We start from the raw sequence: 11,405 nt of genomic DNA on the forward strand, positions 1-11,405 counted from the left end.
CGCCGCCCGCCGGAACGGACGCCGGAGTGCGGTGCACGGTTTTTGCCGCCTGCCGGCAGTGTCCGGGGCGTTGTTCGGGCGGTATGCAGGATGTCCGCCGTGCCGGGCGGCGTCGGGCCGCATGTCAGGGAGGTGATTCCGGGAAATCGGCACTCTACAGAAATATGAACAGGAAATTATGTCTGCAACAATAAAGGGAGCGGCTGCGGAACTCGGAACGGAGCGTATCCGCAAACTGCTCGTACAATATGCCGTGCCGGCGGTCATCGCCATGACGGCCGCTTCGCTCTACAACATGGTCGACAGCATCTTCATCGGCCACGGCGTGGGGCCGCTGGCCATTTCGGGGCTGGCGCTGACCTTCCCGCTGATGAACCTCGCCGCGGCGTTCGGTTCGCTGGTGGGCGTGGGCGCCGCGACGCTGGTGTCGATGCGTCTGGGCCAGCGCGACTATGAAACGGCCCAGAACATTCTGGGCAACGTGGTGGTGCTGAACCTGATTATCGGTCTTTCGTTCGGACTGGTGACGCTGTTGTTTCTCGACCCGATCCTCTATTTCTTCGGAGCCAGCGACGCGACGATAGGCTATGCGCGCGACTACATGACGATTATCCTCTTGGGCAACGTCATCACGCATATGTATCTGGGACTGAACTCCGTGCTGAGGGCTTCGGGCCACCCGCGCAAGTCGATGTACGCTACGATCTATACGGTGGTGATCAACGCTGCGCTCGACCCGCTGTTCATTTACGGTTTCGGGTGGGGCATCCGCGGCGCGGCCGTCGCCACGATACTGGCACAGGTCATCGCGCTCGTCTGGCAGTTCCATATCCTTTCGGATAAGAGCGAACTGCTCCATTTCAGGCCCGGCATCTACCGCCTGCGCCGCAAGATCGTGCGCGACATTCTGGCCATCGGCATGTCGCCCTTCCTGATGAACCTCGCGGCCTGCTTCATCGTGATCCTGATCAACAAGGGGCTGAAACAATACGGCGGCGACCTGATGATCGGCGCCTACGGCATCGTGAACCGGCTGGCGTTCTTCTTCGTGATGATCGTCATGGGCATCAATCAGGGCATGCAGCCCATCGCGGGGTATAATTTCGGCGCCCGGCAGTACGAGCGCGTGCTGCGTGTGCTGAAACTGACGATCATCGGCGCCACGTGCGTCACGATGGCCGGATTCCTGATGGGCGAGCTGGTCCCGCGGCTGGCGGTGTCGGCCTTCACGAATGATCCCGAACTGATCCGGCTGTCGGTCGAGGGCATGCGCATCGTTTTCATCTGCTTCCCGATCATCGGGTTCCAGATGGTAGCCACCAACTTCTTCATGAGCATCGGCATGGCCGGCAAGGCGATTTTCCTGTCGCTTTCGCGCCAGCTGCTTTTCCTGATGCCGGGGCTGATCTTCCTGCCGCACATCTTCGACGTCTATACCCGTTGGGACGGCAGCTGGGGCGTGTGGTGCTCGATGCCGCTCTCGGACCTGCTGGCGTCGGTCGTGGCCTTCTGCATGCTGGCCTACCAGCTGTGTAAATTCCGGGCCAAGATGGATGCGGCCCCGGCAACTAACAATCCCGAATAATCCGCGACTATGAAAGATAAATTCGTCATCAATATCGGGCGGCAGCTCGGAAGCGGCGGCAAGGCCGTCGGCGAGGCCGTGGCGGCGAGACTCGGAATCGGCGTTTACGACAAGCAGCTGATCAATCTGGCCGCCGAGCAGAGCGGCATCTGCCCCGAAATTTTCGAGAAAGCCGACGAAAAAGAGTCGCGCAACCTGTTCGCGACCTTCATCGGCTATCTGCGTTCGCCGTTCGTCGGAAGCGAATATTCGGGGAGCAACGTGCTGAGCAGCGACGCGCTGTTCAAAATCCAGAGCGACGTGATCCGCGACCTCGCTTCGCGCGAATCGTGCGTTTTCGTGGGCCGCTGCGCCGACTATATCCTGCGCGATCATCCGCGCACCGTGAATATTTTCATCGCGGCCGGCCGTGCCGAACGTATCGAGCGGCTCTGCCGCCTGCACGGCATCGCGCCCGGAGAGGCGGAGAGCCTGATGGACCGCACCGACGCCCGGCGCGCCGCCTACTACAATTATTACAGCAGCGGCACGTGGGGAATGGCCGAGACCTATGATCTCTGCATCGATTCGTCGGTGCTGGGAATCGACGGTACGACCGGTTTCGTGCTGGAATTCGTGGAACGCAAACTGGGCGTGAAGCCCTGAGCGGACGCTTTTTTTTGTTAATTGATTGCCTATGATACTTGCAGATCAGATAAAGGATTTGGAACAGCGCAGCGGTGCGCTGGAGCGCTGTCTGAACATCGAACAGAAGCGCATCGACCTGCTCAACGAAGAGGAGAAGACCCAAGTGCCGGATTTCTGGGACAACCCGGATCAGGCGCGCGAACAGCTGCGCCGCGTGGCGGCCATCAAGGCGTGGGTGGACGATTACGACGCCGTTGCGAAGGACGTCGAGGATCTTGCGCTGATGCCCGAATTCGTGAAGGAGGGCGTGGTGAGCGAGCAGGAGATGGACGCCCATTATGCGCAGACGCTGGAGCGCATCGAGAAACTCGAAATGCGCAACATGCTGCGCCGCGACGAGGACAAGCTGGGGGCGATTCTCGACATCAACGCCGGGGCCGGCGGCACCGAAGCGCTCGACTGGGCGTCGATGCTGCTGCGCATGTATACCCGCTGGGGCGAGGCGCACGGCTACAAGGTCAAGGTGCTCGACTATCAGGCCGGCGACGAGGTGGGGGTGAAGTCCTGCACGCTGGAGTTCGAAGGCGAGTATGCGTACGGCTACCTCAAGAGCGAGAACGGCGTGCACCGCATGGTGCGCCTTTCGCCCTTCAACGCCAACAACAAGCGGCAGACGACTTTCGCGTCGGTTTTCGTGTCGCCCGCCGTGGACGATACGATCGAGGTGACGGTGAATCCCTCGGACATAGAGTGGGATACGTTCCGAGCCAGCGGTGCGGGCGGTCAGAACGTCAATAAGGTCGAAACCGCCGTGCGCCTGCGTTATCACGGCAAGGATGCCGATACGGGCGAAGCGGTGGAGTTCCTGATCGAGAACATGGAGACCCGCTCGCAGCTGATGAACCGCGAGAACGCCATGCGCATCCTCAAATCGAAGCTCTACCAGCGCGAGCTGGACAAACGCATGGCCACGCAGCAGGCTTTGGAGGCGTCGAAAAAGAAGATCGAATGGGGTTCGCAGATCCGTTCCTACGTCTTCGACGACCGCCGCGTCAAGGATCACCGGACGGGCGTGCAGACCTCGGCCGTCGAAGCCGTCATGGACGGGGGGCTGGACGAATTCATCAAGGCTTACCTGATGGAGTACGGCGCCGAAGCCTGATCCGGGGTTTCGCCGTACGAAAAGATCGCTATCTTTGTAAGATGAAGAGACTACTCGTTTTCCTGACGCTTGCGGCTTTTGCCGTCATGCCGCGCGCTGCGGCTCAGGGGGCGCAGCCCGGATCGGCCTGCGGCGCACCGCTTCCGCATGCTCCGGTGCTGGTCGGCATGACCGACACTGCGGCCTACTTCCCGAAACTGAAGGGCCTGCGCGTGGCCGTGCTGGCGAACCATACCGCCGTCGCGCGTTTCTGCGAACCGGCGCAGGGGAAATATGCGGCAGAGGCGGAACGACTGCCGGAAGTATCCGCAGGCGACGCGGCGGCTTTGCCGGACAGGGCCGGGAATCGGCCGGCTCGTTTGCCGGGGGCTTCCGCCGACGGGACGATCCATCTGGTCGATCTGCTGCACGGCCGCGGATTCAATGTGACGGGGATCTTTTCGCCCGAACACGGATTCCGGGGAACGGCCGATGCGGGCGAGCATGTCGGAAACTCGGTGGACGGGCGGACGGGAATCCCGATCCGGTCGCTCTACGACGGCAATACCAAACGCCCCTCGGACGAGGCGATGCAGTCGTTCGACGTGCTGGTGGTCGATATGCAGGACGTCGGACTGCGGTTCTACACCTATTATATAACGATGCTCCGCATGATGGACGCCTGCGCCGAATTCGGCCGTACGGTCGTCGTGCTCGACCGGCCCAATCCCAACGGGCATCTGGTCGACGGGCCGGTGCTCGACATGAAGTACAAGTCGGGCGTCGGAGCCTTGCCGATTCCCGTGCTGCACGGGCTTACGATGGGCGAGATCGCCCGGATGGCCGTCGGCGAGGGGTGGAGCCGGAAATGCAGGCTGGATGTGGTCTGCTGCCGCAATTACACCCATGCGACACCTTACGGGCTTCCGGTCGCGCCGTCGCCCAATCTGCCGACGCAGCGGGCCGTCTACCTCTATCCGTCGCTCTGTCTTTTCGAAGGGACGGTCGTCAGTCTTGGGCGCGGAACAGACAAGCCATTCGAAATCTACGGCCATCCCGATATGAAGGGGTATGGATTCTCGTTTACGCCACGGCCGACGGCAGGGGCCAAGCATCCGCCGCTGGAGGGACGGCTCTGCCACGGCGCCGACCTGAGCCGAATGCCGCTCGACGAGGCGCGGCAGGTGGGGCTGACGCTGCGCTATGTGATCGAGGCTTATCGCAATCTGGGCTTGGGCGAGCGGTTCTTCACTCCGATGTTCGAAAAACTCATCGGCGTGGGCTATGTCCGCGAGATGATTCTCGCCGGGGCTTCGGAAGCGGAAATCCGCGCGTGCTGGCAGGAGGATCTCAGCCGTTTCCGCCGCCAGCGCCGGCCGTATCTGCTCTATGCGGAGTGAAACTCCCTGTTTTTGAGTGGATTTTAATTTTTATTCGGAATTTTTTTCACCTGCATATTTGCTACATATCTTCGCAATCGGTTCCGGTTCGTAACCGATAACGGGATAACTCTGCCGAGTTGTAACCAAAACGTCCGCCGGATGGATTCGGCGGACGTTTCGTGCCGGAGCCTGCCGGTACAACCGCAGGGATAAATGCCTATCTTTACCTGCGTAGCGATTCTGTAAAACCCTTGCCGGAAGAATGGTTATGTCGATTCTGTCTGTTTACTAATTAAAATTTAAGCCTATGACACTTAGATCCTACATGCGTGTGTTATCGGCTGCCATTGCTCTTCTGTTCGTGGCGGTCGGTTGCAAAGATTCGGACGAAGAAATTCCCCCCCCCTCGGAAAAGTACACCTTTGATATAGCCGTTTCGGATATCAGGGTTGCCGACGCCGTGGTTACCGTAACTCCCAGCGATGCGCTGGCTACCTATTATTGCTCTGTCGTCAAAAAGGCCGATTTCGATAAATTGGGATCCGACGAGGCTTATCTGGACGACGATATCGATTATCTGAAGGCTCAGGCCGAAAAAAAGCAGCTGACCTTTAAAGCCTATCTGGAAACCGTAATCGCCACGGGAAGCGAACCGATCAAATTCGTCACGCTGGAGCCTTCGACCGACTACTATGCCTATGTATACGGCATTACGCCGGAGGGCCGGGTTACGTCCGATTTGAAGAAGACGCCGTTCACGACGGCGACCCCCGAACCGACGGAGCTGACCTTCGAATTCAAGGTGGAGAATATCACCATGACGGCCGCCGATATCGCCGTCATTCCCTCCGACGACGAAGCTCCCTATTATTTCGACGTGATTGCGGCGGCGGCCTACGAGGGAATGTCCGAGGACGAGATTCTCGCCGACGTTTTGGACGCGATCATTCCCGCCTATCTGACGCAGGGACCGGACGGTTACCCTGCGGAGATGTTCGAAGGAATGCTCGCTCTGAAGCCCGGAACCGAATACTATGTCTACGCCATCGGCTACGATGCCGAGAAGGAGGAACCTACTTCGGAGCTGCAGATGTACAAATTCTCGACGACGGCGCCTACGGGCGAAGCGCCTGATCTGACTTTCTCGGCCCGTGCCGGCGATGCCGACGGAAACAACACTTCGACGATGATCTACTGCACTGCCGTGTCGGAGGCCGCCGTATCCGCCAAGATGGCGTGTCTTCCGAAGCAAATCGTGGATGATTTTATCGGGCAGGGCGCTTCGCTCGAAAATATCGCCGATGCCAACGGTCAGGATGTCAAGAGCGAGGATATTGCCGCCCTGAATGCGAAGGGAGGTCTCGGCCTGACGCTGGCGGGCGACGTGATCGTGCCTTCGACGGATTATACGGTGATTTTCAAAGTCGTCTCGGCCGGCGGACGCTCCACGGTGAAGAGCGAAAACGTCTCTACGACCTCCGGTGACGTGCCGCCGTCGGACCTCACTTTCTCCATTGCGGTGACGGAGCTGAAAGCCACCTCGGCCATGGTGACCGTGACGCCCTCGAACGATACCGAGACCTATTTCTTCGATATCCAGCCCAAAAAACTGATCGACGAGAATTTTGCCGATGACGCTTCGCTGATCGCGGCGCTCGATGAAACCTATGCGAAATACGGCGGCATCGCCGGAATGCTGAGCCAAGGCGAAGACGGTTACAAACCGACCTCCCTGACGGCCGGGACCTCCTATTACGTGCTTGCCTTCGGGTACAATACGGCGGCGACGACGGCCGTTACGCGCCATGAGTTTACAACGGAGACAGCGGCGACCTCCGATCTGACGCTGTCGATCGCTATCGACACCTCGGCGGAGCCGATTCCCGGCGGTGTGACGGCTGCGATTACGGCCTCCAACGACGAAGATCCCTATATGCTCGATTTCATGCTGGCCGATGAAATCAAGGGCATGTCCGATGCCGAGATCATCGCTTCCGTCGAGCAGAAGTACGGCCAGATTATCTCGTGGCTTCTGGTGACCGGCGATTATGCGACCGTACCTACGGATTTCGGTGGGGAACTCGCCATGATGCCCGGCGCCGAATATTATCTCGTTGCGTTCGGATACGACGGCGCTTCGGCGACGACGGGCGTCACGAAAGCCAAGTTCACGGCGGGCGCCGGGCCTGACGCCGCGGGTACCGGATTCACCTTCAAAGTCGAAGACATCACCTCCGGCGGTGCGACGGTAACCGTGGAGACGACCAAAGAGCCCGTTACCTATATTTGGGACGTGATTTCCGATGCCAGCTATACCCAGCTGGGCGGAAACGCCGAAGCGCTTGTGTCGCACGTAACGGACATGTTTGCGCTCTACGGTACGGCGCAATACGGAAATCTGACTCCCGTGCAGGTTATCGCCGGGCTGGGCGCTTGGTATTCGGGCGCTTCCTATGCGTACGGCAAACTCTCTTCCAAAACGGCCTACAGGCCTTATGCCGCATGTGTGGACCTGAGTGGCAACGTTGTCGGCACGCCTGCCGTCGGCGAAATATTCACGACGCTCGAAGCCGTAGCCGGTTCCGCGACGGTGGAGGCGGCCTACGACAAGTACTTCGACGGCGACGAGATCGTTGCAGCCGGAGTATCATCCAATGCGTCGGGAAAAGCGTATATTCCCGTAACGGTTACCTCTTCGGCGGATGCCGCGCATTGGTACGTAGCCCTTTATACCGGCGATTATACGGATCCCGGAGCGGTTTCCGAAGCTACGATCATCAACGCGCTGAAGTCTCAGGGCGTGAAGGATGCCGCGAAGATTAATTTCACCTGCTCGTGGGATACCCAGTGTACCTTCCTCGCTGTTGCCGAAGACGCAACGGGCAATGTCGGTGAGATTTTCCGGCTGGGAGTGCGCTTCACCAAGTCCGGTGCGTCGCCCATATCCGAGCTGACGGGAGCGTCGAAAGCCGCGGCCGCAGGCGTTAAACTGCCCGTGTTGTGCAGTTCGCTGCTGCCCGGACTCGATGTTCCGAAGGTTCTCCGGCCGCTCGAAGAGCCGAACATGCCGCAGGCCGCCGCTTCGCAGTTGATAAATCTGCGCCGGGAGCGGACTACGGACCTGTCTGAAAAGATGGTCCGGGGGGCGGAAATGTCCGGCGATGCCGATGCGATATCCGGTGGCAAACCCGCTCAGATCAAATGCTTTGTCGGCAAGAATGCAGGCATGAAGCAGGCCGAAGAGGTCTCTTTGAAGAAAGCTATTGCGGCGCGGGCTTTGAACAACAGAGTCCGGACTCCCAGAAGATAGCTTCCTCCATATTCCTATAATCGAGCTGCGGCGCATATGCGCCGCAGCTTTTTTGTCTGTGGAAATCGGCTTTCGGGAAGCCGATCCCGGAATGTCCGGCCCGCGCCGAGGTCCGGCATGCGTCGAAAATAAATTTTTTGAAAAAATCTGAAAAATATTTTTTCCTTCGGAAATATTACTGAATATTGCCGTCGATGATTGGATTTTGTAATCAAATGCCCCCGGATTTCTCAATATTGTAATCAAACGGCCTGCGAAACCTGATCCGGCATGCCGTTTTTCTTGTATCTGAATGATACAATTACGAATATAAATACTTATATTTGCTAACGTAATATAATTTTTAGCGTTCCTTGCCGGACGAATTGTTATATCTTGTCAATTTTATTAATTTAATTTTAAGCCTATGACGCTCAAATCTTACTTGCGCATGTTATTGGCAGCCGTGACTCTTCTGTTTGTCACCTCAGGCTGTAATGACGACGACGACAAAGTCGGACCCCCCCCCTCTTATTCGTTTAGTGTCGCTGTTTCGGATGTAGCCCAGACCGAAGCTACCGTAACGGTAACTCCCAGCAACGACCAAGCTACCTACTATTATGCGGCTGTAAAGAAGGCCGAGTTCGACACGTTCGAGTCCGACGCGGCCTATGCCCAGCATATTCTCGACAATCTGAAAGCTATTGCGGATAAGAAGGTGCTGCCGCTCAGCGAGTATCTCGCAACGGCCCTCGTCAAGGGAAGCGCACCGCAGAAAATCACCGATCTGACGGCCGGCACCGACTACTACGCCGTTGCGCTCGGCATGCTGACCGACGGCCGCTTCACCTCCGATCTGGTGAAAGAGGCGTTCAAGACGGACGATGCTCCGGAGCCTGCTCCTGAATTGACCCTTTCCATGAGAGCGGGCGACGCCAGCGGTGCGAACACTTCTTCGTATGTCACCTGCCATATCAAGTCCTCGGATATAGTTTCGGCAAAAGCGGCATTCCTTATGAAATCTGCTGTCGATAAGGCGCTTGCCGAGGGAAAAACGCTTGCTGAGATTTTGGCCGGAGTTACGACTGATCCGACACTTAAGACTGAGCAGGTTGAGAAGATAAACAGCGCTGAAGGTTATGATCTGCCTTGCCGCGGTGTGCCTGCTGCTACGGCGGTTACGGCGATTGTTTCCGTTACGAGTGCCAATGGAAAAACAACGGTCGATTCGGCTTCGGCAACTACTGATGCTGCTCAGGGCGGCGATTTGACTTTTACTATCGCTGTAACGAATATCGGAGCGAAAGGCGCTGATATTAACATTACTCCGTCTAATAATTCCGATACCTATTATTTTGATATTTATCCGGCTTCCGTTGTCGATCAGATACCTGATGACAATCAGTTGATTGCAGCTATTATTGGCGCGAATGACGGTGATGTTACCAAATATTTGTCTACGGGTCCTGATGGCTATTCTAAGGAGCTGATAGAGCAACATATTCCTTTTGATCCTGAAACGGAATATTGTGTCGTCGCTTTCGGATGTAACGGAACTGCTGGAACAACGGCAGTGACCAAAGAGAGGTTTACCACACTTGCAGATGACGGTGAAACGGGCGATGGTCCGGAACTGACTTTGACACTTCGTGCTGGAGATGCTAATGGTGCAAATACAGACACTAAGGTTTATATGGGAGCCTATGCTCCGACTGCAACAGGTGCGTATTATGGAGTATTTTTAACTTCGGATGTTGAAAAAGTACTTGCTCAGGGAGCTTCTTATGATGCTATAGTTACTCAGAACGGAACAGATATGTCTACTAAAGACGGATGGTTGGACGGGCTTGTTAAGAATCCCGGAATTGGAGTAACCTTTAGTGGATTAGATCCCGCTACTTCCTATACTTGTATTTTAAAAGTTACGGATTCGGCTGGTAAATCGACTACAAAGCATGTCGCAGCCACTACTGAAGGTGGTGGGGAGGCTTCGGATGCTTACAAGGCATGGCTCGGTACGTGGACTTTAACCAGCACTTCGTCTGAGGTGAATGCTGCGCCGCTTTCTTTCGACGTTACGTTCATTCAGGGGGTTGCTAATTCATCCTATAAATTACAAGGATGGGGCATTACTACGATTCGTGACCAGTCGCAGATTCTTCCGTCGGCTAAATTCGATAGTGCTACCGGAAATTTTGAGATATTGGAAGGCCAGAGTTTATATACCGATCCGGAGGATGGAAGTGTCCTGACTCTTACAGGACGGGCACTTTTGCAGGGAAAATATTATATTATTAACGGTGGTTATCCCGGATTTACCGGAAAGCTTAATGCAGATAAAAACTCGGCAACGATTACTCTATATCAAGGAAGTGTCGAGGGAATGGGTAATTTTACTACCAGTTCGATGGACTTCTTCTGGGTTCTTGGACAAGATATTTATTGGCAAAAGGCAGCTGAAGGATATACCGATAAGGATTATCCGATAGGTCCTTATACAATGACAAGGAAGAGTTCAGGTGCTTCTGTAGCTGCTTCGAAGTCTGCTGCTACAATTCTGCATGCAAGTAAACTGTCGAGTGTACTTTCTGGATGTACAGTTCTGTCAACTTCAGTTAAGCAGAATGGCGTGGTATTCGAAAGCCAAGTAGCAATGCCGAGCTCGCTTGTATTCGATCGTCCTGCTGCGTCGGGGACTGTCATTGGCAACAGTGGGAAATTTGAAAATGCTGGATTGAAAAAGCAGATTTCAAATAACTTGGATAATAACACGGATTTCCAACTCTTGAATAGGTTGTAAGAGTTTGAATAATCATATCGAACTGCGGTCCCGCAAGGTTCGGTATTTGTAGGTAACGGAATATGCAGAAAAGAGTAAATGTCTTGTTTATAAGTATTTAATTCTCTTTTCCGCATGTGCCCGAAGCAATAAAATAGCAGAATCGGGCAGGTTTAACGGTGAGTTTCGTTACTTATCCGTTACCTGCCCGAAATGCTTTTATTTGCATTTAAGACAGTTGTTTTCAGTGTGTTGCATCGAATTACCGCATAACAAATAACTTGACTAAACGTTTAACAAATCCTCAAAGTTCAAGTTATTATGCAACGCAGCACTTTCAAAGTCCTTTTCTATGTGAAAAGGCTGTCGGAAAAACACGGTCAGGTTCCCATTATGGGCCGTATTACGATCAACGGTACGATGTCGCAGTTCAGCTGCAAACTCTCCGTCCGTTCTTCACTCTGGGATGCCAAAGCCAACAAAGCCTCCGGCAAAAGCCTCGAATCGCAGCGCATCAACGAGAAGCTGGAGAATATCAAGACCAATATCGGCAAGCAGTACCAGCGTCTCTGCGACCGGGATTCGTATGTTACGGCCGAAAA

7 protein-coding genes are annotated in these 11,405 nt (G+C 55.6%); all 7 read left to right on the forward strand.

Annotation, left to right across the window (positions count from 1 at the left end; translation table 11 throughout):
* Nucleotides 1-178: 178 nt before the first annotated feature.
* Entirely contained in the window at nucleotides 179-1,585 is a 1,407-nt protein-coding gene (locus ACESTR_RS12620; RefSeq protein WP_022044374.1) for an MATE family efflux transporter, read from the forward strand.
* 9 nt (nucleotides 1,586-1,594) lie between these two features.
* Nucleotides 1,595-2,230: an AAA family ATPase gene (locus ACESTR_RS12625; protein ID WP_009598593.1), complete on the forward strand. Its 636-nt coding sequence runs from the start codon at nucleotides 1,595-1,597 to the stop codon at nucleotides 2,228-2,230.
* 31 nt (nucleotides 2,231-2,261) lie between these two features.
* Nucleotides 2,262-3,374 carry a peptide chain release factor 2 gene (prfB, locus tag ACESTR_RS12630; RefSeq protein WP_009598653.1) on the forward strand — a complete coding sequence of 371 codons (1,113 nt, stop codon included), beginning with the start codon at nucleotides 2,262-2,264 and terminating at the stop codon, nucleotides 3,372-3,374.
* A 41-nt stretch (nucleotides 3,375-3,415) separates the two neighbouring features.
* A complete protein-coding gene (locus ACESTR_RS12635) occupies nucleotides 3,416-4,753 on the forward strand; it encodes an exo-beta-N-acetylmuramidase NamZ domain-containing protein (protein ID WP_227042568.1) in 1,338 nt (445 codons plus the stop codon).
* Nucleotides 4,754-5,042: 289 nt separating this feature from the next.
* Nucleotides 5,043-8,045, forward strand: coding sequence for a hypothetical protein (locus tag ACESTR_RS12640; protein WP_195559691.1), 3,003 nt, complete (start codon nucleotides 5,043-5,045; stop codon nucleotides 8,043-8,045).
* Between the two features lie 406 nt (nucleotides 8,046-8,451).
* Nucleotides 8,452-10,824, forward strand: a complete 2,373-nt coding sequence (locus ACESTR_RS12645; RefSeq protein ID WP_373179340.1) for a hypothetical protein — start codon at nucleotides 8,452-8,454, stop codon at nucleotides 10,822-10,824.
* Between the two features lie 300 nt (nucleotides 10,825-11,124).
* A partial coding sequence (locus ACESTR_RS12650) for an Arm DNA-binding domain-containing protein (protein ID WP_373179341.1) occupies nucleotides 11,125-11,405 on the forward strand: 281 nt, incomplete at its 3' end.

Source organism: Alistipes sp. DJF_B185, assembly GCF_964250025.1.
GTDB lineage: Bacteria > Bacteroidota > Bacteroidia > Bacteroidales > Rikenellaceae > Alistipes > Alistipes finegoldii.

Excerpts from the sequence above, each read along its gene's own strand:
- ACESTR_RS12635 (WP_227042568.1), top strand. The coding sequence starts at position 3,416 with ATGAAGAGACTACTCGTTTTCCTGACGCTTGCGGCTTTTGCCGTCATG.
- prfB (WP_009598653.1), top strand. The coding sequence starts at position 2,262 with ATGATACTTGCAGATCAGATAAAGGATTTGGAACAGCGCAGCGGTGCG.
- ACESTR_RS12625 (WP_009598593.1), top strand. The coding sequence starts at position 1,595 with ATGAAAGATAAATTCGTCATCAATATCGGGCGGCAGCTCGGAAGCGGC.
- ACESTR_RS12640 (WP_195559691.1), top strand. The coding sequence starts at position 5,043 with ATGACACTTAGATCCTACATGCGTGTGTTATCGGCTGCCATTGCTCTT.
- ACESTR_RS12620 (WP_022044374.1), top strand. The coding sequence starts at position 179 with ATGTCTGCAACAATAAAGGGAGCGGCTGCGGAACTCGGAACGGAGCGT.
- ACESTR_RS12645 (WP_373179340.1), top strand. The coding sequence starts at position 8,452 with ATGACGCTCAAATCTTACTTGCGCATGTTATTGGCAGCCGTGACTCTT.